General features: G+C 71.1%; 18 protein-coding genes and 2 pseudogenes. 11 read left to right on the forward strand and 9 right to left on the reverse strand.

Annotation, left to right across the window (positions count from 1 at the left end):
* Together P3L51_RS23270 and P3L51_RS23275 are read left to right on the forward strand one after the other, a co-directional pair.
* Positions 1–359, forward strand: a 359-nt coding sequence (locus P3L51_RS23270; RefSeq protein WP_354607231.1) for a tyrosinase family oxidase copper chaperone, incomplete at its 5' end; no start/stop codon positions are given.
* Positions 360–380: 21 nt separating this feature from the next.
* Positions 381–1,247, forward strand: a complete 867-nt coding sequence (locus P3L51_RS23275; RefSeq protein ID WP_354607232.1) for a tyrosinase family protein — start codon at positions 381–383, stop codon at positions 1,245–1,247.
* A gap of 126 nt (positions 1,248–1,373) precedes the next feature.
* On the opposite strand, the gene P3L51_RS23280 is transcribed toward P3L51_RS23275, so the two are convergent.
* Positions 1,374–1,646, reverse strand: coding sequence for a chaplin (locus P3L51_RS23280; RefSeq protein WP_354607233.1), 273 nt, complete (start codon positions 1,644–1,646; stop codon positions 1,374–1,376).
* A gap of 227 nt (positions 1,647–1,873) precedes the next feature.
* Between P3L51_RS23280 and P3L51_RS23285 the strand changes: the two genes are divergently transcribed.
* The 4 genes and pseudogenes from P3L51_RS23285 to P3L51_RS23300 all read left to right on the forward strand — a co-directional run bounded on the left by P3L51_RS23285 (position 1,874) and on the right by P3L51_RS23300 (position 9,611).
* Entirely contained in the window at positions 1,874–3,352 is a 1,479-nt protein-coding gene (locus P3L51_RS23285; protein WP_354607234.1) for an MFS transporter, read from the forward strand.
* Positions 3,349–4,044 (forward strand): TetR/AcrR family transcriptional regulator, encoded by a 696-nt coding sequence (locus P3L51_RS23290; RefSeq protein WP_354607235.1) that lies wholly within the window; start codon positions 3,349–3,351, stop codon positions 4,042–4,044. Before P3L51_RS23285 ends, P3L51_RS23290 begins: the two co-directional genes overlap by 4 nt.
* A 238-nt stretch (positions 4,045–4,282) precedes the next feature.
* Positions 4,283–5,887 (forward strand): annotated as a pseudogene (locus P3L51_RS23295) (SpoIIE family protein phosphatase); the annotation flags it as partial.
* A gap of 244 nt (positions 5,888–6,131) precedes the next feature.
* Positions 6,132–9,611: a phosphodiester glycosidase family protein gene (locus P3L51_RS23300; RefSeq protein WP_354607236.1), complete on the forward strand. Its 3,480-nt coding sequence runs from the start codon at positions 6,132–6,134 to the stop codon at positions 9,609–9,611.
* 47 nt (positions 9,612–9,658) lie between these two features.
* Here P3L51_RS23300 and paaI read toward each other — a convergent pair.
* The 4 genes and pseudogenes from paaI to P3L51_RS23320 form a co-directional block, all read right to left on the reverse strand.
* Positions 9,659–9,987: pseudogene (gene paaI / locus P3L51_RS23305) on the reverse strand (hydroxyphenylacetyl-CoA thioesterase PaaI).
* A gap of 227 nt (positions 9,988–10,214) precedes the next feature.
* Positions 10,215–11,591, reverse strand: coding sequence for a cytochrome P450 (locus P3L51_RS23310; protein WP_354607237.1), 1,377 nt, complete (start codon positions 11,589–11,591; stop codon positions 10,215–10,217).
* 196 nt (positions 11,592–11,787) lie between these two features.
* Positions 11,788–13,347 (reverse strand): MDR family MFS transporter, encoded by a 1,560-nt coding sequence (locus P3L51_RS23315; protein WP_435594508.1) that lies wholly within the window; start codon positions 13,345–13,347, stop codon positions 11,788–11,790.
* Between the two features lie 49 nt (positions 13,348–13,396).
* Positions 13,397–14,143, reverse strand: coding sequence for a TetR/AcrR family transcriptional regulator (locus P3L51_RS23320; protein ID WP_354607239.1), 747 nt, complete (start codon positions 14,141–14,143; stop codon positions 13,397–13,399).
* Positions 14,144–14,581: 438 nt separating this feature from the next.
* Between P3L51_RS23320 and P3L51_RS23325 the strand changes: the two genes are divergently transcribed.
* Complete coding sequence (locus P3L51_RS23325) at positions 14,582–15,763, forward strand: fatty acid desaturase family protein (protein ID WP_354607240.1); 1,182 nt, start codon at positions 14,582–14,584, stop codon at positions 15,761–15,763.
* Here the strand turns inward: P3L51_RS23325 and P3L51_RS23330 are convergent.
* From P3L51_RS23330 to P3L51_RS23345, 4 genes are all read right to left on the reverse strand, one after another.
* Positions 15,760–16,542 (reverse strand): fibronectin type III domain-containing protein, encoded by a 783-nt coding sequence (locus tag P3L51_RS23330; protein WP_354607241.1) that lies wholly within the window; start codon positions 16,540–16,542, stop codon positions 15,760–15,762. The genes P3L51_RS23325 and P3L51_RS23330 overlap by 4 nt on opposite strands.
* A 137-nt stretch (positions 16,543–16,679) precedes the next feature.
* On the reverse strand, positions 16,680–17,270 hold the full coding sequence (locus P3L51_RS23335) for a hypothetical protein (RefSeq protein WP_354607248.1): 591 nt from the start codon (positions 17,268–17,270) through the stop codon (positions 16,680–16,682).
* A 222-nt stretch (positions 17,271–17,492) separates the two neighbouring features.
* Positions 17,493–18,134: a histidine phosphatase family protein gene (locus tag P3L51_RS23340; RefSeq protein WP_354607242.1), complete on the reverse strand. Its 642-nt coding sequence runs from the start codon at positions 18,132–18,134 to the stop codon at positions 17,493–17,495.
* A 352-nt stretch (positions 18,135–18,486) separates the two neighbouring features.
* A complete protein-coding gene (locus P3L51_RS23345; RefSeq protein ID WP_354607243.1) occupies positions 18,487–19,194 on the reverse strand; it encodes a FadR/GntR family transcriptional regulator in 708 nt (235 codons plus the stop codon).
* Positions 19,195–19,366: 172 nt separating this feature from the next.
* On the opposite strand from P3L51_RS23345, the gene P3L51_RS23350 reads away from it, so the two are divergent.
* The 4 genes from P3L51_RS23350 to P3L51_RS23365 all read left to right on the forward strand — a co-directional run bounded on the left by P3L51_RS23350 (position 19,367) and on the right by P3L51_RS23365 (position 24,637).
* Positions 19,367–20,674 carry an SLC13 family permease gene (locus P3L51_RS23350; protein ID WP_354607244.1) on the forward strand — a complete coding sequence of 436 codons (1,308 nt, stop codon included), beginning with the start codon at positions 19,367–19,369 and terminating at the stop codon, positions 20,672–20,674.
* 78 nt (positions 20,675–20,752) lie between these two features.
* Positions 20,753–22,225 (forward strand): acyl-CoA synthetase, encoded by a 1,473-nt coding sequence (locus P3L51_RS23355; RefSeq protein WP_354607245.1) that lies wholly within the window; start codon positions 20,753–20,755, stop codon positions 22,223–22,225.
* Positions 22,218–23,585 carry a carboxyl transferase domain-containing protein gene (locus tag P3L51_RS23360; protein WP_354607246.1) on the forward strand — a complete coding sequence of 456 codons (1,368 nt, stop codon included), beginning with the start codon at positions 22,218–22,220 and terminating at the stop codon, positions 23,583–23,585. Before P3L51_RS23355 ends, P3L51_RS23360 begins: the two co-directional genes overlap by 8 nt.
* A 62-nt stretch (positions 23,586–23,647) precedes the next feature.
* A complete protein-coding gene (locus P3L51_RS23365) occupies positions 23,648–24,637 on the forward strand; it encodes a DUF2510 domain-containing protein (RefSeq protein ID WP_354607247.1) in 990 nt (329 codons plus the stop codon).
* Positions 24,638–24,991 lie beyond the last annotated feature (354 nt).

Genomic DNA, 24,991 nt, shown 5'->3' on the forward strand with positions numbered 1-24,991 from the left:
TGCGCGCGGCATTCGCCCTCGGGGCGATCGGCGGTACGGCCGCGGCCCTGACGCCCATTTTTCGGGCCGCCCCCCGCGAGACCGCCGCACCGGCCGCCGATGCCGATGCCGATGTGGGCGCGGGCTCACCTGCCGCGGAGCTCATCGACGAGATGTACGGCGGCCGGCACATCAGGGGGACGGAGGCCGAAGTCCGTATCGACGGCCGTCCCCTGCACGTCATGCGCCGCGCCGACGGCAGCTACGTCAGCGTGGTCAACCACTTCGAGTCGTTCCCGACGGTGCTCGCGACCGCCCGCGCGGCGGTCGACGACCTCGGCGGCACCCAGCTCGCGCTCGCCGGACCGGCACTTCACTGACCGCAGGGAGGACCCTCCACGGTGCACATCAGAAAGAATCAGCGGAATCTCACCGGCGCGGAGAAGAAGCGCTTCGTCGCGACGGTCCTGGAGCTCAAACGCCGGGGCGACTACGACGGCTTCGTCCGCCAGCACGTCCAGTACTACCGGGCCGACGGCGACGACGGACCGCGGTCCGGGCATATGGCGCCCTCGTTCCTGCCGTGGCACCGCAAGTACCTGCTGGAGTTCGAGCGGGCGCTTCAGCGCGTCGACCCCAAGGTGACGGTGCCGTACTGGGACTGGACGACCGACAACACACCGGCCGCTTCCCTCTGGTCCGAGGACTTCCTCGGCGGCGACGGCCGTTCGTCCGACGGGCAGGTCACGACCGGGGCGTTCGCCTACGCGGCGGGCAACTGGACCATCGACGACGGGGTGCTGGAGCGGAAGTTCCTCGTCCGCGCCTTCGGCCGCCCCACCTCCCCCATCGCGCTGCCCACCAAGGCCGAACTGGCCTGGGCGATGGACGAGTCGGTCTACGACGCCGCGCCCTGGGACTCCACCGTCACACGCGGTTTCCGCAACCGCCTCGAAGGCTGGACGGCGGGCAGCGACAAGACGCGGTGGCGCAACCACAACCGGGTCCACCGGTGGGTGGGCGGCCAGATGCTGGGTGCGACCGCGCCCCATGACCCGGCCTTCTGGCTCCACCACGCCTTTGTCGACCTCCTCTGGGACCGCTGGCAGAAGAAGCACCCGAAGTCGACCTATCTGCCGCAGCGCAAGCTCGGCGGCGACGATCCGCAGCGCGGCCGGGCCATCAGCGTGGACGAGCCGATGCCGCCGTGGGGGACGAAGCCGTCGGAGATGCTCAGCCACCAGAGCCTGTACCGGTACGACGTCTGAGCCGGATACCCCGGCTCCCACGCACAACGGCCTCCCGCACGCGATGCGGGAGGCCGTTGCCTCATGCCTCAGAGGCGTGGATCAAGGACGTCCATCGAGGATGTACGTCCCCGGGGTGCCGGAGGCTCAGTGGCCGTAGCCACCCTTGTCGTGGCCACCGTCGGCGTTGACGCACTGGTTGCCGAACGCCGGGTTGAGCAGACCGACCACATCGACGGTGTTGCCGCAGAGGTTGACCGGGATGTGCACAGGCACCTGGACCACGTTGCCGGAAAGGACTCCGGGCGAACCGACGGCCGCAGCCTCGGCGCCGGCGTCGGCAGCGGCCATACCGGCACCGCCGGCCAGCACGGCGCCCGTGCCGGCGAGAACAGCAGCTGCCTTCGCGATACGCGACATCAAGTTTCTCCTTGAACGTTTCGAACCAGCCGCAGGATGCGCGGCCTTCACGCACGTTCAACGCGCAAACTCACCCTCGGTAACGAAATTGAGCCAATTGGTGAGAGAACGGCATGTGACAAGGGGGTGCACGGATGTTTACCCTCGGGGTGAACGCTTGTGCACCCCCCTCTGTGACGTGCGGTCCCGGAGGCCGCGGCAGGACGACGGAGAACAACGGAGAGCGGATGTCCGCAGGAGAGATACCGAAGCCGGAGCCCGTGGAAGGGCAGCCCCGCCGCTTCCTCGTCGCCGTACTGGCCTTCTGTGGCGTCGTGGTCGCCGTGATGCAGACGCTGGTCGTGCCCCTGCTGCCGCACGTCCCCGCCCTGACGGGGAGCACACCGGCCGCGGCGAGCTGGCTCGTCACGATCACACTGCTGACCGGCGCGGTCTTCACACCCGTACTCGGCCGTGTCGGCGACATGTACGGCAAGCGCAGGGTCCTCATCGCCTCGCTCGGTGTGCTCGTCGCCGGTTCGGTCCTGTGCGCCGTCAGCTCCCACATCGGCGTGCTGATCACCGGCCGGGCCCTCCAGGGCGCGGCGCTCGCCGTCGTACCGCTCGGCATCAGCATCATGCGCGACGAACTCCCGCCCGCACGGCTGCTGTCCTCCGTCGCCCTCATGAGCTCGACCCTCGGGATCGGCGCCGCCGTGGGACTGCCGGTCGCCGCCCTCGTCGTGCAGAACTTCGACTGGCACACCATGTTCTGGGCCTCGGCCGTCCTGGGGCTGATCGACATCGTCCTCGTCCTGGCTTGCGTCCCGGAGTCCCCACCGCGCTCCCGCGGCCGGTTCGACGTCATCGGCACGCTCGGCCTCTCCGCGACCCTCGTCAGCCTGCTGCTCGCCGTCACCCAGGGCGCGGACTGGGGCTGGACCTCTGTGCGCACCGTCGGCCTGCTCGTGGCCGCCCTCGCCATCGGCCTGCTCTGGGGCGCGTACGAGCTGCGCATCACGTCCCCGATGGTCGACCTGCGGGTGTCCGCGCGCCCGGCCGTACTCCTGACGAACATCGCCGCCCTCCTCATCGGCTTCGCCTTCTACGCGAACTCCCTGGTCACCGCGCAGATGGTCCAAGAACCCACGAACACCGGTTACGGTCTCGGCGCGTCGATCGTCGTCGGCGGACTGTGTCTGCTGCCCGGTGGTCTCGCGATGGTGGCGCTGTCGCCGGTGTCGGCCGGGATCTCCGCGAAATACGGCCCCAAGACGGCCCTCGCGCTGGCCGCCGCGGTGATGGCGGTCGGGTACGTGGTGCGCTTCTTCACCAGTCACAGCCTGTGGCCGATCATCGCCGGCGCGACCGTCGTCGCGGCGGGCACCGCCATCGCCTACTCCGCCCTGCCCGCACTCGTCATGCGCGCGGTGCCCGCGGGCGAGACCGGTGCGGCCAACGGCCTCAACACCCTGATGCGGTCCGTGGGGCAGGCCTTCTGCAGCGCGGTGGTCGCCGCCGTACTCGCCAACATCACCTTCCAGGCCGGCGGCCGTACCGCCCCCACCCTCCACGCCTATCTGCTGGTCTTCCTCATCGCCGCGGGCGCGGCCGTGCTCGCCCTGGCGGTCACCCTGTGCCTGCCGGGCCGTGCGGTGGCCGCCGAGCCGGGTACCGTCGGCAAGGAGCAGACAGCAAGCCGTACGTTCGCCGAGGAGGGCGCATGACGACGACCGGGCGTGCGGCCGACGGGACGAGGGACCCGGGCGGGGAGGCCCGCGCGGCGAAAGGCTCGGACCTCGGCTCGGACCTCGGCGCGGGCAGCGGCTCGGATCCCGCCGAAGGTTCCGCCGAGGACAGTGCGGCGGACAGCGGCGCGGACCCCGGTACCGGCCGTCTCGCAATTCTGCGGGCCGCCCGCCGCGCGTTCACCCAGCGCCCCTACGCCGAGGTGACCATGCGGGGCATCGCCGCCGACGCCGGCGTCAGCGCCTCGCTCATCGTCAAACGCTTCGGCACCAAGGAACGCCTCTTCAACACCGTCGCCGACTTCGGCCCCGCCGCCGACAGACTCTTCGCCGCGCCACCCGCCGACCTCGGCAGACACCTCGTGCTGACCATGGTCCGCCTACGGCGCGAGAACCACTCCGACCCCCTCCTGCGCGTCGTCTTCTCCCTCGGCAACATGGACGAGCGGACGCTGCTGCGTGAGCGCTTCCGCGAGCAGGTCACCGCCCGGCTGGCCGGTCTCCTCGGCGGAGAACGGCGTGAGCTGAGGGCGGAGCTGATCACCGGCCAGCTCCTCGGTCTGGGCGCCACCCTCAGCCTTCACCGCCCCGGAGCCGGTGAGCGTGCCACCCCCGAACAGCTGGCGGACCTCTACGCGCCCGCGATCCAGCGGCTGATCACCGGTCACTGAGCGCGCGCGGAACCTCGCACCGGCTCGTACCATTTCGTACCGGCGCGTATCGCCCGCTTGCGGTCCCTACCGGTGCTGCGCACACAATTGACAGCAGAAGCTACGGAACAGACCGACCTGCCGTGCCCGCGACTGGGAAGAGGGGCCCGTGAGTGTCGACCCGCCACCCGGCTTCCCCCTCCCGGACCGGTCCGAACCACCCGATCCGTCCGAACCGGACTGGCCCGCCAGCCCCGACCTGACCCTCGCGTACAACCGCATGGGCAGCTTCGACATCGATCTCCGCGGCGAGTACATGCACCTGGATCCCGGGGCCCTCGACGTCTTCGACCTGCGCCCCGACGAGTACGACGGCAACATGGCGGTCGCCAACCGGGTGCCGGCCGAGGAGCTGGAGCGCCTCGACACGCTGATCCGGCGGGCGCTGGAGAGCGGCAGCGACATCTACGGGGCGTACTTCCGGATCCGCTGCCGCGACGGATCGCGCCGCTGGCTCCACACCCAGGGCCGTCTCGTGCGCGACACGGCGGGCGACCCGTACCGGGTCATCGGCATAGTGCGCGACGCCACCCGCGAGCTGGACGACGCCGCCATGCGCACCGAGCTGGTCGAGACCCGTCGCCGGCTCACCAGCATGGTCCGCCGTGTCACCGCCCTGCTCGCCCGCGCGAACACCGTGCAGGACGTCACCGACGCGCTCAAGGACGCCGAAGCGCTCAGCAGCCTCGGCGCGGTGAGCGTCATGCTCGGCATCGTGGAGAACGGACGCGTTCACACCGTCACGGAGGGGCGGCTGGGTCTGTACGTCCCCGAACTCCAGTACACGCGGGTCGACGCGCGCTTCCCGATGAGTGAGGTCGTCCGTACGCTACGGCCCCGCTACATCACCTCACGTGAGGAGTTCCGGCGCGCCTTCCCGCCGCTCTGGCACCACATTCAGCACCTCCCGGTGGCCTCGGGCGCCTATCTGCCCCTGATAGTGCAGGGCAGAACGATCGGCGCGCTCGGAATGCTGTACTCGCGGCACGGCGGTTTCACCGGCGAGGAACGCAATCTGCTGCTCACCCTCAGCAGCAGCATCGCCCAGAGCCTCCAGCGCGCGATGCTCTTCGAGCAGGAGCACGACCTCGCCGAGAGCCTGCAACGGGCCATGCTGCCGCACCGTATCCCCGCGGTCCCCGGCGCCCGGATCGCCGCGCGCTACCGCGCGGCCAGGGCCGGACGCGACATCGGCGGCGACTGGTACGACGTGATCCCGCTGCCGGGCAACCGGGTCGGCCTGATGATCGGCGACGTCCAGGGCCACGACACGGACGCCGCCGCCGTCATGGGACAACTGCGGATCGTGCTGTCGGCGTACGTCTCCGAGGGGCACTCGCCCGCGACGGCGATGGCCCGCACCTCCACTCTCCTGCATGAGCTGGACACCGACCGCTTCGCGACCTGCACGTATGTGGAAGTCGATCTGTCGACAGGAGCGCTCCAGATCGTCCGGGCCGGACACCTCGAACCCATGGTGCGGTGCGGCGACGGCACGTGCGCCGTCGTCGACACCGAGGGCGGGCTGCCGCTCGGGATCACGAACGTCTCCCACCGGCGCGGAGCCGCCGACTACCCGGTCACCCGCACGACGCTCGCTCCCGACGAGACGCTCCTCATCTACACCGACGGGCTGGTGGAGCGGCCGGGAGCCACGCTCGACGAAGGACTCGAACGGCTGGCACAGGCCGTGCGGGACGGTCCCGCCGACATCCATGAACTGGCGGACGGTCTCGGCGAGATGGTGGGGGAGCACGGCGGCGGCGACGACATGGCCCTGCTGCTCATGTGCAGGGACCCCGCGCCGCGCGACACATGACGCGCCGTCGACCGATCCGAGGCTCCCTCACACCTGTCTGACGCATCATCAGTCACCCGAGTGGGTGTACGCGCCGTCACTCCGGCGGGCACCCCACGTCACTTCCACGGTGCCCCCTGTTCTCCCCGACGTGTCCGTGAACCTCTGGCGAACCGGGGCACACACGGCGATGCTGGGCGGCTGACAGCGCTTACCACCCGCGCCAACCCCCCGTACTACAGGAGAACTTGTGGGCCCAGGCCTTGCCCGCCGGTCCGTCGTGCTGCTCGCGGCGGTCACCGCACTGACAACGGGAGCCATCACCCCGTCCGTCGCCGACTCGAACCCCGACCCCCGTCCGCGCAACGCCGCCGAGGTGCTGCGCCCCGTCGCGCCACCACCCGCCGGCAGAGCGGCCGGCACCTCCAGATCCGTCGTCGACGGCGACGGCATCGAGACCGCGCGCAGCTCCCGCCCCGTCGCGCCGGGCGTCAGCCTCACCTCGTACGACCGCCTCGAATCCGACAAGTGGCTGCGCGTCGACGCGCTGTCCGTCGACCTCGACGGCGGCGGCGTCCGGGCCGACTACCTCTCCTCGGGCAAGGTCGCCGACCGCCGCAGCGTCTCCGAACTCGCCGCCGGGCACGACCCCGGCGAGGGCCGCCGCACCGTCGCCGCCATCAACGCCGACTTCTTCGACATCAACGAGACCGGCGCGCCGCAGGGACCCGGCATCAAGGACGGTGCCCTGACCCAGTCGCCCGCCGCCGGCGCCAACCGGGCCGTCGGTATCGGCCCCGAGAACGCCGGGCGTGTCCTGGAGTTGTACTTCGACGGCACCCTGACGCTGCCCACCGGACCACGGCCCCTCGCCGCGTACAACGCCGCGAACGTACCGGCCGGCGGCATCGGCGCGTACACCGCCGCGTGGGGCCCGGCCAACCGCGCGCTCACCGTGGACACCGCGACCCCTGTGGCCGAGGTGGCCGTCCGGGACGGCGAGGTCGTCACCGTCACCGACACCCCCGGCACCGGTCCGATCGAGCCGGGCACCACCGTCCTGGTCGGGCGGGAGGCCGGCGCCGTACAGCTCAAGGCGCTGCGCCCCGGGGACCCGGTGGCCATGGAGTACAGCCCGCGCACCAACGGCGGGCCCGTGCCGCGCACCGCCGTCGGCGGACGTGAACTCCTCGTCGTCGACGGTGTGGCGCGGAACCACGAGGGCCAGGGCAACAACACCGCCGCGCCCCGCACCGCCGTCGGATTCTCCAAGGACGGCAGCGAGATGCGGGTGATCACCGTCGACGGCCGGCAGGCCGACAGCGGTGGCGTCACCCTCACCGAACTCGCCGTGATGATGAAGGAGGCCGGCGCGTACAACGCGCTCAACCTCGACGGCGGCGGCTCCTCCACGCTGGTCGCCCGCGAACCCGGCAGCGACGCCCTCCAGGTGGAGAACGCCCCGTCCGACGGCAGCGAGCGCACCGTCCCCAACGGTCTCGCCCTCACCGCGCCCGACGGCAGCGGACGCCTCGACGGCTTCTGGGTCGAGACCCGTACGCCCGCCGGAGCCGCGCCCGGCGACGACCCCGTCAGGGGCGGCCACCCCGAACGCGTCTTCCCCGGACTGACCCGCGCCCTCACGGCGGCCGGATACGACGAGACGTACGGCCCCGCGCAGGGCCACCCGCGCTGGCGGACCGAACGGTCCTCGGTCGGCAGGGTCAATGACGACGGGCTGTTCACCGCCCGCCACAGCGGCACCACCGAGGTCCGCGCGGAACGCGGACGAGCCGACGGATCCATCGAGTTGACCGTCCTCGACGACCTTGCGCGGATCCGGCCGACCACCACCCGCGTCGGCCTCGCCGACGGCCGGGCGACCGGCACCTTCGGCATCGTCGGCCTCGACGCGCACGGCGCCTCCGCGCCCGTGGAGCCACGCGACGTGAAGCTGGAGTACGACCGCGCCCTGTTCGCCGTCACCGACGACGGCAAGGGTGCCTTCACCGTCACCTCCACCACCGGCGGGGGCGCGGGACGGATCACGGCGACCGTCGACGGCGTCACCACCGCGCTCGCGGTGAGCGTCGGACTCCAGGAGCAGCCTGTGTCGGCCTTCGACGACGCCGCCGTCTGGAAGTTCAGCCACGCCCGCGCCGCCGGTTCGGTCGCGGCGACACCCGAGGGGCAGACCGGCACCGCTCTGAAGCTCACCTACGACTTCGGACTCTCCACGGCGACCCGCGCCGCGTACGCGAGCCCGCCCCGGCAGATCACCGTGCCCGGCCAGCCGCAGTCCTTCACGATGTGGATCAAGGGCGACGGCAAGGGGGCCTGGCCGACGCTGCATCTCAAGGACGCCGCCGGATCGGACCAGTTGCTCCGGGGGCCGTACGTCACCTGGACCGGCTGGCGGCAGGTGGCGTTCGCGGTGCCGCAGGGGGCCGCGATGCCGCTGTCGGTGTTCCGCTTCTATCTCGCGGAGACCGCGGCCGACAAGCAGTACACCGGGGAGATCGTGATCGACGGGCTGACGGCGCAGGTGCCGCCCACCGTCGACCTGCCCGGACAGCGGCCCGCCGCCGACCCGTTGATCGACCCTGCCGCCGAGACCGAGGGCCGGGACTGGCGGTTCGCCGTGATGTCGGACGCGCAGTTCGTGGCCCGCGAGCCGGACAGCGCCATCGTGCGCCAGGCCCGTCGGACGCTGCGTGAGATCAAGGCGGCGAAGCCCGACTTCCTCGTCGTCAACGGCGACCTGGTCGACGAGGGTTCGCCCGCGGACCTCGCCTTCGCGCGGCGTGTGCTCACCGAGGAGCTGGGAGACGAACTGCCCTGGTACTACGTGCCGGGCAACCACGAGGTGATGGGCGGGAAGATCGACAACTTCGTCGGTGAATTCGGCCCCGCGCAGCGGGTGTTCGACCACGGCGGGACGCGCTTCGTCACGCTCGACACCTCCAGCCTCTCCCTGCGCGGCGGCGGCTTCGCTCAGATCAAGGCCCTGCGCGCCCAGTTGGACGCGGCGGCCGGCGACCCCCGCGTCAGCTCGGTGATGATCATCGAGCATGTGCCGCCGCGCGACCCCACCGTGCAGAAGGGCAGCCAGCTCGGCGACCGCAAGGAGGCGGCGCTGCTGGAGAACTGGCTGGCCGACTTCCGCCGTACGAGCGGCAAGGGCGCCGGTTTCATCGGCAGCCACGTCGGGGTCTTCGACGCCTCGCGCGTCGACGGCGTCCCGTATCTGATCAACGGCAACTCCGGGAAGAACCCGGCGGCCCCGGCCGGCGAAGGCGGGTTCACCGGCTGGTCGCTCGTCGGCGTCGACAAGGTGTCCAGGAGCGAGCAGTCCGAGGCCCGGCGCGAGCCGTGGCGGGGCGGGCCCGACTGGGTCTCCGTACAGACACGCGCCCACACCGACGCGCTGGCGCTCGACGCGCCCTCAGTCCTGGTGCCCGGCGACGAGGCGGCGGTCGCGGCGACCGTCACCCAGGGGACGAGGGAGGTGCCGGTCGGCTTCCCGATGAGCGCGGACTGGACGGGCTCGCCGAACGTGCACATCGGTGACCCGGACAAGGCGAACCGTCGCGACGTGGCGGCGTTCGACCCCGTCACCCGGACGCTGACGGCGCTGCGGCGGGGCTCGGCCACGCTCGCGGTGACGGTCAACGGCGTCACGGAACGGTCGGATATCCGGATCGCGGCGGCGGTCCGGCCCGCGGCGTAGGTACGGCACGAGGAAGGGCCCGCACCGCGACGCCGGTGCGGGCCCGGTCAGGTCCTGAGGGCGCGGCCGCGCCCCCGGAACTCGGCCACTACGTCGTCCCCGCGAGTGACGGTGACGTCGTAGACACCGCCACGCCCGAGCCGGCTCCGCTCCCGCGCGGTCGCGGTCAGGACGTCCCCCTCGTGCGCCGGCCGCGCGAAGTCGATGTCGGCGCCCGCCGCGACGGTCACGGGCCGTGGCTGTCGCAGGCACACGCGAAGGCGCTGTCGGCGAGGAGGAGATAGCCGCCGTGGGCCGTCCCGTGCCCGTTCACCATGTCCCCGCGCACGCTCATCCGCAGGGTGGCCCAGCCGGGCCCGGTGCCCACGAGCGCGATACCCGGACTCCGCGAGGCCGGGTCGGTGTCGAAGTACTCCCGCCCGCGCCCGTCGCCGCCCCGGGCCCGCCGCCTCGGGCCGCCTCATCGGCCGGGCTCCCACCCGCGCTTTCCGTCATACGGCCGATCCCAGGGCCTGTCCTCGAACTCACGCCCGGCCCGTGGCGCCTGTTCGCCCGGTGCGCCGAGCAGGCCCGTACACGCCCGTGCGCCGGCCCGCCCCGGCCTCACGCGCTCCGCAGCGTCGCCCGCACCGGGCGGCCCGGCTGGAGCGTGAGGCCCGTCTTCGGCGGGATCTCGTCCGGGCCCAGGTCGAGCCGGAACCGCTGCGCGAGCGTGGCCAGGACGAGTACCGCCTCGACCGTCGCGAAGCGCGCGCCCAGGCAGGCCCTGGCGCCGCCGCCGAACGGGAACCACGCGTGGTCCGGCACCGGCCGCGCCCCCTCGTCCCATCGCTCGGGGCGGAACGCGTCCGGCTCGGGGAACCAGCGTTCGTCGCGCTGCGCGCTCCACTGGCTCGCCCACAGCACGGTCCCCTTCGCCACCGGCCGGCCGCCCAGCGTCGAGTCCTCCTTCGCGATGCCCGTCATCAGCCACACGGGAGGGTAGAGCCGCAGCGTCTCCCTGATGATCTGCTCCGTCCAGCGCAGCTCCTTGAAGTCGTCGAAGCCGGGCGTACGGCCGTCCAGGACAGCGGTCAGTTCATCGGCGAGACGCTGTCGAGCCTCCGGATTGCGCGAGAGCAGATACCAGGCCCAGGTCAGCGTCGTACCCGTCGTCTCGTGACCCCCGATGTAGAGCGTGACCGCCTCGTCCCGGATCTCCTTGTCGGTCAGCCGGTCGCCCTGTTCGTCGCGGGCGGCGAGCAGCCGGCTGAGGAGGTCGTCGCGGTCGGCGCCGTTGCGGTGCCGCTCCTCCGTCACCCGGTTGACCTCGCTGTCGATGACCGCGACGGCCTTCTTGAGCCGCTGCCGTCCCGGCGTCGGAACCCACGGCGGCAGGAACAGCGTGAGGCCCCGGAACTCGTCACCGATGGCCGCCTGCGCGATGTCCATGGCCGGTCCGATCGTGCCTTCGCGGCCCGCCGTGTCCGTGCCGAACAGGGTCCGTACGGCGATGCGCTGGGTGAGGCCCAGCATCTCCCGCCGTACGTCGATGTGTTGACCCGGCTGCCACGTCTCGGCGAGCGTGGACGCGCAGTCGGTCATGGTCTCCGCGTAGGCGCGGACCTGGCGGGGCCGGACCACCGGCTGCACCAGCGCGCGCTTACGGCGCCACGCGGCGCCTTCCGAGGTGACGATGCCCTCGCCGAGCACCAGCTTGAACGCCCAGCCGAGTTCGGGGTGGCGGTACTGCGTCTCGACCCCGGTGAGGAGTTCCCCGATGTGCTCCGGCTGCGACAGGAACAGCGCGCGCTGCGGGCCGAGCCGCCAGGAGACGACGTCGCCGTGGCCCCGCAGCCTGGCGAAGAAGCCGAGCGGGTCGCGCGAGAAGGCCGGGAGATTGCCGAGCAGGGGCAGTTGCCGGGGGCCGGGCACCGGCGTGGCGGAGGGGCCCGGTGCGGGCGTGCCATGGCCGGTCGGGGAAGACGTACCCGTGGTCATCTGAAGTCCTTGGCGCTGGAGGGCGGCGTACTGACGCTTCTACGGTCATCAGCCAACCCGCCCCGCGTGGTGGACGCCAGACGACATTCGGCCCGTGATCGCCCGGCCACGGGCCGAACGGCGCGAGGGCGGCCGTCGCCCCGCCGCCCGATGGCGACAGGGGAGACGACCGCCCTCGTACGGAGTCCTGCCGGTCTCAGCTCACCGGCGTCGGCGAGGACGGCTTGTCGCCGTCCGCCACCGCCTGCTTGGCCTCCTCCGCGAGCCGTTCCATGCCGCTGGTCGTCTTGAGCGGCTTCTCCTTGATGAACAGCACGGCCACCAGCGCGAGCGCGGCGAACGGGGTGGCCACCAGGAACAGTTCAGCGGTCGCCAGACCGTACGCGTGCTCCACGATCTCCCGCATCGGCGCCGGAAGCTTCGTCATGTCCGGCACGGATTCGCTCGACCCGCCGGAGGCCGCGTCGGTGCCCAGGCTCTTGGCCATCTCCGAGGCGACCCGGTTGGCAAGGATCGCGCCCAGGACGCTCGTGCCGATCGTGCCGCCCATGCTGCGGAAGAACGACAGTACGGAGGTGGCGGCGCCCAACTCGGAGGCGGGGACGTCGTTCTGGGCCGCGAGGACCAGATTCTGCATCAGCAGGCCGACCCCGACACCCAGAATGGCCATGTAGAGGCTGAGCAGTCCGAAGCCGGTGTTGGCGTCGATGGTCGCCAGCAGGGCCAGACCGGCGGTCATGATGACGCCGCCCGCGACCAGGTAGACCTTCCACTTGCCGGTGGCGCTGATGAGCTGGCCCGCGACCGTGGACGACACGAGCAGACCCAGGATCATCGGCAGCCCCATCAGCCCCGCCACGGTGGGCGACTTGCCGAGCGCGATCTGGAAGTACTGCGAGAGGAAGACGGTGCCGCCGAACATCGCGACACCGACGAGCAGGCTCGCGATCGTGGTCAGCGTGACGGTGCGGTTGCGGAAGATGGTGAGCGGGATGATCGGTTCCGGCACCCGCGCCTCCACGTAGACCGCGGCGACGAGCAGCAGCGCGCCACCGCCGGTCAGCACGGCCGTCTGCCAGGACGCCCAGTCGAACTGGTTGCCGGCCAGGGAGGTCCAGATGAGGATCGCGGAGACACCGGCGACGATCAGGAAGGCGCCCAGGTAGTCGATCTTCACGTCCCTGCGGACGGTGGGCAGGTGAAGCGTGCGCTGGAGCAGCGCGATCGCGATCAGCGCGAAGGGCACACCGATGAAGAAGCACCAACGCCAGCCGAGCCACGAGGTGTCGACCATGACGCCACCGACCAGCGGTCCCGCGACGGTGCCGACGGCGAACACCGCGCCGAACATGCCCGCGTACTTGCCGAGCCTGCGCGGCGGGATCACGGCCGCCATCACGACCTGCGCGAGCGCGGTCAGACCGCCGGCGCCGATGCCCTGCATCACACGGCTGAAGATGAGCAGTTCGATGCCCTGCGAGAACCCGGCCAGCAGGGATCCGACGACGAACATGCCGAGCGAGAGCTGGAGCAGCAGCTTCTTGTTGTAGAGGTCGGAGAGCTTGCCCCACAGGGGCACCGTCGCGGTCATCGCGAGCAGTTCGGAGGTGACGACCCAGGTGTACGCGGACTGGCTGCCGCCCAGGTCGGCGATGATGCGCGGCAGCGCGTTGGCCACCACGGTGCCCGCCAGGATGGCGACGAACATGCCGGCCATAAGGCCCGACATGGCCTGGAGTATCTGTCGGTTGGTCATGGAGGTGGGCGCCTGGTCGGGCGCCTCGATTGCGGTCAAGGTGGCCTTCTTATGATTCCGTGGAACGACCGCCGGGCGGACGGTCGTCGGTCTGTGGGGTCGGCCGGGGCAGTCCGGCGGACAGGTGCGTGAAGACGTCCCGGAAGATGTCGGGGAACGCGGCCGGCGGGGACTGGGCGTACCAGTACTCGATGGAGACCCGTACCGCCGTGCCGGCGACGGCGGCGAGCAGCCGTGGGTACAGCGCGAGGTCGGCGTCGTCGCAGGGGTTCGCGTCGGTCCCGGTCGCGGGGGCGCTCTTCGGACCGCTGCCACCGCCGCCGTGGCCGTGGTCGCCGCCCGGAGCGAGCCGGTGCGCGATGGTCCGCGCCAGGTCGCGCTCCTCGGCCATATGCAGACCGAGGCCCCGGGCCAGCAGGTGCGGGGACTTCTGGAGGACCTTGGCGCGCAGGCTCCACACCTCGTGCCGCTCCTCGACATCGGCCAGCTCGCCGGCCATGGCCTCGCGTACCGCGTCGAGGGGAGACAGCTCGGCGGGGGCGTCCCGTACCGCGCACCGGATCCGTTCGCCGATCTGGGTGTCCATCATCACGAACGCGTCGTCGTGACTGTCGAAGTAGTTGAAGAACGTCCGCGGGGAGACACCGGCGGCGTTGCTGATGGCTTCGACGGTGACGTTCTCCGCGCCGTGCTCCGCGGCGAGCCTTACGGCCGCCTCGGCCAGCGCCGCGCGCGTGGCCTGCTTCTTGCGTTCACGGAGACCTGCTCCGGCACCCTTGGTCGTCACACTTTGCATGGTATGCAAATATGCAGACTCTGCAAAATTAATAACGGGAACGGCCTTCGAGTAACTGCCGAGATTGGTATCGGCGCTGTTCGGAAACTGTTTGCGGCCGCTTGTCCGCGCAGTGTAAGCAGCGCAATTCGCGCGCGGGTTACACTGGTGATTAGGAGGCCCCAGCCCCTGACTTCCCGCTGTCCCATGAGTGTGGGCAGCAGCACTGGTCCTCGGTGAGGATGTCAGCGGCATTCGCAGCGGCCATACCCAGTTGTCGCGTCACCGGAGTGGACCACGTCCGACCGCATGCAGCGATCGAGCTGTCTGCCGCAGTTGCCCACCCGTCCACGACCGGCAGCGACGTCCCCCTGGGCTTGTGTTCCTCACCGGCCACCCTGCCTGCCGAGCCGTCATACACCGGCACACGGTCGTGACTCATTCGAAAGGCGTGGCCGTATGTCAGTCAACACCGTCCCTACCGCGGAGGACTCCGCGGTACGGGAACCAGGCGCCGATCTCGCGGGTGAGGCCGCGGACGAGGCGTGCAGGGAGACGGGCAGTGACTTCGCCCGGCTCTCCAAGAAGATCAACGCGGCCGGTCTGATGCGACGGCGGCCCTGGTACTACGCCCTGCGCGTGTCCATCGTCGCCAGTCTCTTCGTCGCGGGCTGGGTCGCCTTCGCGCTCGTCGGCGACAGCTGGTGGACGCTCGCCGTCGCCGCCTTCCTCGCCGTGGTCTTCGGCCAAGTGGCGCTCGTCACGCACGACGTGGGCCACCGTCAGGTGTTCCGGCTGCGCAAGGCCAGCGTGCGCGCCGGCAAGCTCGCCGGGAACCTCGGCATCGGCATGGGTTACGGCTGGTGGCAGGACAAGCACTCCAGGCACCACGCCAACCCCAACCACGAGGAGTTGGACCCGGACGTCGTCCCCGACATCCTCGTCTGGACGCAGGGGCAGGCCAAGGTCGCCAAGGGGCTTCCCCGCCTCATCGGCCGTTCGCAGGCCTTCCTGTTCTTCCCGCTCCTCACGCTTGAGGGCTTCAACCTGCATGTCGCCGGTGTGCGCGCGCTGGCCAACCGCTCGCTGAAGCAGCGGACTTCGGAGGGCGTCCTGCTCTTCACGCACTTCGCCGTCTATCTCGGCGCGCTGTTCGTGGTGCTGCCGCCCGGCAAGGCGATCGCCTTCCTCGCCGTTCACCAGTGCCTGTTCGGTCTCTACCTGGGCTCCATCTTCGCGCCCAACCACAAGGGAATGCCGACCCTGACCGGCGACGACCGCCCGGACTTCCTGCGGCGTCAGGTGCTCACCTCGCGCAATGTGCGCGGCGGTTGGTTCACCGACATCGCGCTCGGCGGCCTCAACTACCAGATCGAGCACCACCTGTTCCCGAACATGCCGTCGCCGCAGCTGCGCGAGGCGCAGCCGATCGTCCGGCAGCACTGCGAGGAACTGGGCGTGAGCTATCTGGAGACCAGCCTGATCACCTCGTACAGCCAGGCCCTGCGGAGCCTGCACGACGCGGGAGCCCCGATCAGGGCGAAGGCGACCGCGGATGTGGCCGCGAAGGTCGAGGTCGAAGCAGACGTCACGGCCGATGTCACGACCGACGTCAAGGCCGATGTCAAGGCCGACGCCTAGGCCGTCGGGTCCGGACCGGTCGTGAGATGAACGACGTTGGACCGCTCGCCGTAGACGAAGGCGCGTACGCGGTACGACGCCCGCTTCTCCTCGGGCAGGGTGATCAGTCCGAACGAATTGATGTCCGGATCCAGTAGTGCGACAGGCCGGTAGCCCTTGCTGCCGGCCTGTCGCACTTCCAGCAGATAGCCGTCCTCGTCGGCGGCGCGGTCCGTCCAGGTGAAGTGGATACCGGTCGCGTGTTTGACGATCGGCCTGAAGTCCGTCGGGACGGCCGCCGCGTTCGCGTCGGCGCCGCCCGCGCCCCCGGCCGTCAGGGGCGCCGACCGCGCCTTCGGTCCCTTGGCTGTACGAGGAGTCATCCACTCCTGGTTGCCGGTCAGTTCCTGCTCCGAGGGCTCACCCGGTGGCAGCGACACCTCGACCGGTGCGGACGCCGGGCCGAAGTAGGGGCGCAGCCGGTAGTAGAAGGGCGTCTGCGGCATCAGATCCGGATGGCGGTACGTCGTACGGCCCGGCGGCATGAACTCCAGCACCGTGTACGGCCCCGCCTTCTCCGTCGCGAACTCCACCGTGCGACCGGCCGCGCCGGGCTCGTCGTCCTTCCAGCGCAGCGTGATGTCGATGGGGGAGTCGAGCGTGGCCGCGAGTCGCGCCGTGGCCCGCGGCTTCTTCGCGGTCCTGTCCGGCGGTGTGGCGGAGCAGCCCGCCAGCGTGAGGACGGTGAGGACCGCCGCGGTCGTGCCGATCGCGGCGCGGAGCCGAAGGCGTCGAGGCACGGTGTCCGTCCTTCCGGTCTGCGGGTCTGCGGGCCTGCGGGTCTGCGGGCCTGCGGGTCTGCGGGTCTGTGTGGGGAAGTGCCCGGTGACCGCGCGGACCGTACGCGGTCACCGGACCGGGAAGTGCGGCAACCGCCCTACTTGCGCCAGAACTTGATACCGCTCCACACCACGTTGGCCGGCCCGCTGCCGCTGTCCGTGCGGTAGGCGCCGAACTTGTCGTAGAAGCTGCCGCCGGGGCTCGCGTAGCTGTGCTTCAGCGAGCCGTTGATGTACGTACGGTGCTCGCTGCCGACCTGGTGGACGGTGTTCACCCGGACCGTGGCGCCGACCGTGCCCGCGTTGGACAGTGTGGCGCCGCCGTGGACCGCGTACAGGCGTCCGCCGCGCTCACCGGCCAGCATGAAGAACGGCCCCGAGGCCGACTCGTTGAACGTCTGTTTGAGGCTGATGCGGGTGCCGCCCATGCTCGCGATCCGGAAGTAGCCCTCGAACTGCCGGGTCCCTCCGGTGTAGGTGGCGTACCGCCGCTCGGCGCGCTGGTCGCCGCTGCCGGTGGAGCAGGTGAGGGTGAAGGTCAGGTTGTCGACCTGGCCGCAGCCTCTCTCCTGGACGGTGAAGGAGGGCGAGGTCGAGGTCCACCCTCCGGGTTCGACTTCCGCGTACGCGTTCGGTGCCGTCAGCGTCATCGCTGCGGCGGCCGAGAGAACAGTGACGGTGCGCTTCATTCCGGGCACGTCTCACTTCTCCGATTCGGTGGGGGCATGGCGCTGGAGTCGCATCAGAGTAGAAGTGTCCACGTCAAGCAACAAGAGATTCAGCGGAACTTGATGAGGTTCAACTACATGAACCGGCATGTGTAGCGAAGGGCGCATATGGCAACGCCCCGCCGGTCATATGCGACCAGCGGGGCTATATACATGAACGAACGTCGTGAGTGCGGCCCGCCGTCAGGCGCTGTGCGGCAGATCCTGGACGGTGCGCAGCAGGCTCTCGGGGAGCGCCAGATTCCACGCGGTGATGACCGGATTGCCGTGCTCGGTGCCGAGCCTGGACACCGTCCCGGTCTCCAGCTGGAACAGCGCGCCCTCGGCCGCGGTGAGCCGCAGATAGCGGGCGGTGAGCACACGCAGGAAGTGGGAGTGGGCCACCAGGGCGATGTCCTCGTCGCCCGAGCGACCGGCGGCGGCACGGACCTCGGCGAGCACCCGGTCCGCCCGGTCGCTGACGTCGGACGGGCTCTCGCCCGGGTGGTCGCCGGGGCCCGGCGTGGTCCCGTCCGACCAGAGATTCCAGTCCGGGCGGGTGCGACGGATCTCCTGCGTGGTCACGCCCTCGTATCCGCCGTAGTTCCATTCGTGCAGGTCGGGGGAGATGCGGGTGGACCGCAGCCCGGCGAGTTCGGCGGTGCGCCGGGCGCGCGCCAGCGGACTGACCAGGGTCAGTCCGATCTGGCGGTCGGCCAGCAGGGGGACCAGCGCACGGGCCTGGTTCTCACCGTGGGCGGTCAGCGGCAGATCCGTGTGGCTGGTGTGCTGCCCGGACAGCGACCACTCGGTCTCGCCGTGTCTGATGAGGATCAACTCGCCCATGGGTGCTATCCGTTCGTTCGTGCTGAGGCTCTGAGGTGCGCGGCCCGGCATGCGGTGCGGCCGCCCGCCGGCCGGTCCGGCTCCACGATCCCACCACGCCGCGCTCCGCGCGCTCGGGGGCGCGCCAGGCGCGGGCCGGCGCACCCGTGGCACGGCTCACAGGCGCCCCACCAGCGGGTGGGGAACACCCCGCCGTGGTTGAGCGTTCATTGACACGTGGTCGCGGAGGGGAAAGTGACGACTCCGCGACCACACTGAAACGGCCCCGGCTGGTCCATCCCCCGAACCAGCCGGGGCTCCTTCGCTGTCCGGGCCCCGACGCGGACCAGCCGCGTCGCGAGGTCCGTACGGCTCAGACGTCGTCACCCGGATCCCAGTCCAGCAGACGCACCTTCGCCACCGTCCGTACATGGCGGCGCATCGCCGTCGCCGCGGCCTTGCCGCGCTGGGCCTCGATCGCTTCGAGGATCGCGCGGTGCTGGGTCAGCGAGCGCTGGGGGCGGCCCGGCTGGCGCAGTGACTCGTTGCGGCTCTCGGTGATCTGCTCGGCGATGGACCGCATGAATTCCGCCAGCAGGCTGCTGTGGGCCGCGGCCGTCACCGCGGCGTGGAAGAGCCGGTCGCCCTCGACGCCGTGGTCGCCCGTCTCGATCTCGGCGGCCATACGACCGAGCGCCGCCCGCATCGCGCCCAGATCCTCCGTCGTGCGCCGCTCGGCGGCCAGTTCGGCGAGTTTGGTCTCCAGCGCCTCGCGCGCTTCCAGGACGTCGGGCAGCCGGCGCTTGCGTTCCACGAGCCGTTCCACCGGTTCGGCGTCGAGGCTGTCACGGACGAGATACGTGCCGCCGCCGTGCCGTACCTCGACCAGTCCCTGCACTTCGAGGACGACGATCGCCTGCTTCACGGACGCCCGGCTGACGCCCAGCCGTTGGGCCAGTTCGCGCTCGGGCGGCAGTCGGTCGCCGGCCCGCAGACCGCCGTCCGCCACATGGTGGCGGAGCCTGTCGAGGACCTGTTCGTACAGTCGCGGCCGGGTCATCGGCCGCAGTGCGTCGGACACACGAACCCCCCATACCTGGTCTTTCGCAGCCTAACACCGGGCGGTCAAGTGGCTGAGCCAATTCTTGTCGAATCCCTTGACGCCCCGGCGGGCCGGTGCCCAAAGTGGTCCAGCCACTTGGCTAATACCGTTTGGCCAGTTATCAACGGGACCCAGGGACGGGAGCCCCCCGATGTCCGCCGAACTGATCTCGATCCTTGTACTCGTGGTCGTCTTCGTGATCGCCACGACCCGCTCGATCAACATGGGCGCGCTCGCCTTCGCCGCCGCCTTCGGAGTCGGCGAACTCGTCGCCGACCTGGACGCGGACGGAATCTTCGCCGGATTTCCCGGCGACCTGTTCGTGGTGCTCGTCGGTGTCACGTATCTCTTCGCCATCGCACGCGCCAACGGCACCACCGACTGGCTGGTGTACGCCGCCATCAGGCTCGTACGTGGCCGGATAGCACTGATCCCCTGGGTGATGTTCGCGATCACCGGGGCACTGACCGCGATCGGGGCCGTCAGCCCGGCGGCCGTCGCCATCGTCGCGCCCATCGCCCTGAGCTTCGCCGCGCGTTACGGGATCAGCCCCCTGCTGATGGGCGCGCTGGTCGTGCACGGCGCCCAGGCCGGCGGCTTCTCGCCCATCAGCATCTACGGGTCGATCGTCAACGGCGTGGTGGAGCGCGAGAACCTGCCCGGCAACGAACTCGTCCTGTTCTTCGCCTCGCTCGTCGTCAATCTGATCATCGCGGCGATCGTGTTCGTCCTGTTCGGCGGATTGAAGCTGAGGGGCCGTGACCTCGAAACCGAGGGCGCCGGCCGGGACAAGAACGGCCAGGACAAGAGCGGCCAGGACAAGAGCGGCGACGCCGGAGTGCCGGCGGCCGACGCCGCGCGCCTCACACCCGCCCGTATCGCCACGCTCACCGCCCTCGCGGCACTCGTCGTCGCCGTCCTGGTCCTCGACCTCGACGCCGGGCTCTCCGCCATCACCCTCGCCGTCATCCTGAGCGCCTTCTGGCCGGACGCGAGCCGCAAGGCGGTCGGCGAGGTCGCCTGGCCGACCGTGCTGCTCATCTGCGGTGTCCTGACCTACGTCGGTGTCCTGGAGGAGATGGGCACCATCGAGTACGCGGGCAACGCCGTAGGCGACATCGGGGTCCCGCTGCTCGCCGCCGTACTGCTCTGCTACATCGCCGCCATCATCTCCGCCTTCGCCTCCTCCGTCGGCATCATGGGCGCGCTCATCCCGCTCGCCGTGCCGTTCCTCGCCCAGGGCGAGATCGGGGCCGTCGGCATGATCGCCGCGCTCGCCGTCTCGGCGACCGTCGTGGACGTCAGCCCCTTCTCCACCAACGGCGCCCTGGTGCTGGCCGCCGCGCCCGACGTCGACCGGGAGCGTTTCTTCCGGCAGTTGATGGTGTACGGAGGCATCGTGGTGGCGGCGGTACCCGCGGCCGTATGGCTCGTGCTGGTGGTGCCAGGCTTCGGATGATCCGGTTACCGCAAGACCGACGGCGTTCGGACGACCCGTCAGACCCGTCAGACTCGTCGACAGCAAGGAGAACGACGCGTGTCCCCTCTCTTCCCGGCCCTCGCGAAGGGTTCCACCCGGCCCGCGCTCCACTTCGGTGACCAGGCACTGAGCCACGCCGAACTGGCCACGGTGGCGGGCGCCTTGGCCGCCAGGATCACCGGAGCGCCACGGGTCGCCGTCTGGGCCACGCCCACCCTCGGCACGGCGGTGGGCGTGGTGGCCGCGCTGCTGGCGGGCGTACCCGTGGTGCCGGTCAACCCCAAGACGGGCGAGCGGGAGCTGACGCACATCGTCACGGACAGTGCGCCGGCCCTCGTCCTCGCCGAGCGCGGGGCCGAACTCCCGCCGATCCTCGCGGCGTTGCCGCGCCTGGACACCGACGTCACCGATGCCACCGACGTTACGGGCGAGACGGGCGAGGCGGGTCCCTCGGCGCCGCTGCTCGCCGAGCCGTCCCCGGAAGCGCCCGCGCTGATCGTCTACACCTCCGGCACCACCGGCCCCCCCAAGGGCGTCGTCCTCCCGCGCCGCGCCGTCACCGCCACCCTGGACGCCCTGGAGGACGCCTGGCAGTGGACCGAGGCCGACGTCCTCGTCCACGCCCTGCCCCTCTTCCACGTCCACGGCCTGATCCTCGGCATCCTCGGCCCGCTGCGCCGCGGCGGCTCGGTGCGCCACCTCGGCAGATTCGGTACGGACGGTGTGGCGCGCGAGCTGTCCTCGGGAGCCACGATGCTCTTCGGCGTACCGACGATGTACCACCGCATCGCCGAGGCGCTCGCCGACGATCCCGCGCTCGCGAAGGCCCTCACGGGCGCCCGCCTGCTGGTGTCGGGATCGGCCGCGCTGCCCGTGCACGACCACGAGCGCATCGCGGCGGCCACCGGGCGCCGTGTCATCGAGCGCTACGGGATGACGGAGACCCTGATGAACACCAGCGTGCGCGCGGACGGCGAACCGCGCGCCGGCACCGTCGGCGTCCCGCTGGCAGGGGTCGAACTGCGGCTGGTCGACGAGGCGGGCGCCGAGATCACCGCGTACGACGGGGACACCGTCGGCGAGATCCAGGTACGTGGCGCGAACCTCTTCACCGAGTATCTGAACCGCCCCGACGCGACGAAGGACGCCTTCGACGACGGCTGGTTCCGTACGGGCGACATGGCGATCCGCGACCCCGACGGCTATGTCCGCATCGTCGGCCGCAAGGCCACCGACCTCATCAAGAGCGGCGGCTACAAGATCGGCGCCGGCGAGATCGAGAACGTGCTGCTGGAGCATCCGGGGGTGCGGGAGGCTGCCGTCACCGGGGAGCCCGACGAGGACCTGGGGGAGCGGATCGTCGCCTGGATCGTCCCCGCGCAGGCCGATGCCCCGCCGTCGGCCGAGGAGCTGGCGGCGCACGTCGGGGCTCAACTGGCCTCGCACAAGCGGCCGCGCACCGTGCGGTATCTGGAGGAGCTGCCCCGCAACGACATGGGCAAGATCATGAAGCGGGCCCTCCGTGGCTGAGCGGATGAGCGCACGACAGGCGGTCGCCGTCCTCACCGGGGCGACCCCTGACGGCGCTCCCGCCGCGTTCACCGAACTGCCCGCGCCGAAGGACACCGCCGCCCCGGACGGCCCCCTGGCCTGGCAGGGGTACGACGAGTCCCGCGCCCGCGCGGCGACGCGCACCGGCGAGGACGAGTCCGTCATCTGCGGCACCGCGCGCGTCGGCGGCACCGAAACGGTTCTGATCTCCTTTGAGTTCGGCTTCCTCGGCGGATCGCTGGGGGAGCGCACCGGAGACCGGCTGGAGGCCGCGTACACCCATGCCCGCGAACGGCGGCTGCCCGTCGTCTCGTTGATCGCGACGGGCGGCAGCCGTATGCAGGAAGGCATGGTCGCGCTGCTCCAACTCCAGCGCGTGGCACGGCAGTCGGCACTCACCCGGGCGGCGGGGCTGCCCCAGATCGCGGTGGTGCGCGACCCGACGACCGGCGGCGGCTGGGCCACCCTGGGGGCGGGCGCCGATGTGATCCTGGCCCTGCCGGGCGCCCAGATCGGCTTCGCGGGCTCCCGGGTACGGCCGCCGGACGCCGACCCCTACGCGTACACAGCAGAGGCGCAGCTGACGGCCGGTCATATCGACGCGGTGGTACGGCAGGAGGACCTGCGGGGCGCCGTCGGCCGCTGGCTGGCGCTGTTGACGGGCGGTACCGCCCGCGGGCCGGCCGCCGAGCCGCCCGCCGGACTCGGCCGCGCCGCGCCACCCGCCACCGGCTGGGACGCGGTGAGCCTGGCCCGCGACTCCCGACGTCCGCGCGCCGAGGCGTACCTGGACGCGTACTTCACAAGCCGCGAGTCCGTCAACGGCGATCGCTGCGGCGGCACCGATCCCGGAACGCTGTGCGGATTCGGCGTACATGAGGGCCGTACGGTCGCGTACGCAGCGCAGTGCGGCACCGCGACCCTCCCGGCCGGTTACCGCACCGCGACCAGGCTCATCCGCCTCGCGGACCGGCTGGGGCTGCCCGTGCTCACGCTCGTCGACACCCCGGGCGCCGCGAACGACGCCGAGGCGGAACGCTCCGGAGCGGGCGCCGCCATCGCGGACCTGTTCGCCGCCGTCGCCACCGCCCGCGTGCCGATCACCAGCCTGCTGATCGGTGAGGGCGGTTCGGGCGGCGCGCTGGCGCTGGCGGCGCCGGGCAACACCTGGGCCACACCGGACAGTTACTTCTCCGTCATCGCACCCGAGCTCGCGACGGCGATCCTCAAACGGCCCCCCGCCGAGGCCCGCGCGACCGCCGACCAACTCAAGCTGCGCCCCCAGGACCTGCTGTCACTGGGAGTGATCCGCGGCATCGTGCCACCGGCCGGGGCATGAAGTACGCCGATTCTCATGGGCCTCTCACCAGCTTCGTCGGACCATATGCCTATGGTGAGTGCGTGACGCAGACGACTCCGCCCGGCTGGTATCCGGACCCAGGACATGAAGGTGAAGGCCCGCTTCAGGAACGGTGGTGGGACGGGTCGGCCTGGACCGACATGGTCCGCTCCGACTCGACGGCCTGGAGCGCGCCCTCCGGACCGGGCGTGCCCGGCGTTCCGCCCTACCCGGCGGGCCCGCCCCCGGGGACCGGCGGGCGCGGCCGGCGGATCGCGCTCGCCGTCACGGCGGCCGTGGTCGTGCTTGCCGTCGTCGGAGGTGGCTTCCTCCTCCTCGACGACGACAGCGACAACTCGGCGGACAAGGCGAGTACGACCCCGTCGACCGGTCCCAGCGAGCCCGGCCAGGACGGCCGTCCGGCACCGGACGGCTCGGGGCCGCCCGGCGGCCCCGAAGCACCCGACGGCGGCGGGGGCGATGGGCCCCAGCAGGAGATACCGACCGAGGACGGCTACGCCACCGACATGGCCAGCGGCATCAGCATCCCGGTGCCAAAGGGCTGGAGCGGCCAATCGGGCCCCGTCGGCGCCGGAGTGAGCACCGGGGAGCACCCGTGCCCCGGCAGCCCGGACGAGTCGTGCGTGCGCGGCGGGGTGAACTCCGTCCCGGCGGTCGCGCTGGAGATCAAGGCCACCACCGCCAAGGCGGCGGCCGAGGCCGACATCAAGAAGAACGCCGAGGAGTCCTACGGCGGCGAGAGCTACGGAAAGATCTCCTCCCACGAGGAGTTGAAGGCCGAGGCGGTCACCGTCGCCGGCAAGAAGGGCTATCTGGTCCGCTGGAAGGTCGTCACCGGCAAGGGCGACGACGGGTACGTGCAGTCGCTCGCCTTCCCGTCACCCGCCCCCGGCGCACAGGACATGCTGATCATCGTGCGCTCCGGATTCGACATCAACGACAAGGCGCCCAAGCTGCCCGTGATGGACGAGATCACCGGCGGCATCAAGGTCGCCGCGGGCGGTGGCCGCGGCACCGGCGAGAAGGTCTGAGAGCGGACACGCCCCAGTACCCTGTGGAACGCCCACGGCCACCGGCCGTGGGCGTTCTCGCGTCCCCGCACCGCGTCCCCCGCACCGTGTCTTCTCCCGGCATCTTCCCCACGGGACGACGGAGTCGGGACAGCCCGGTGGGACGTACACTGCACTCATGGGTAATACACATGCTGCGACGGAGGGCCTGCGACTGGCCTCGTGCGCCGCGCTGTGCCACGCCCTGCACGGCCACGGCTAGCAACTTCGCCGCCGACTCTCGGCCTCCGGCGCCCGGTGGAATTCTTCCCCGCGGCGTCCTCTTCTCGTCCGCACTCGCGTGCAGAGCAGCCCGCTCCCCCCAGCGAAACCCGC

Origin of the sequence: Streptomyces panacea (assembly GCF_040560175.1) — a bacterium.
GTDB lineage: Bacteria > Actinomycetota > Actinomycetes > Streptomycetales > Streptomycetaceae > Streptomyces > Streptomyces panacea.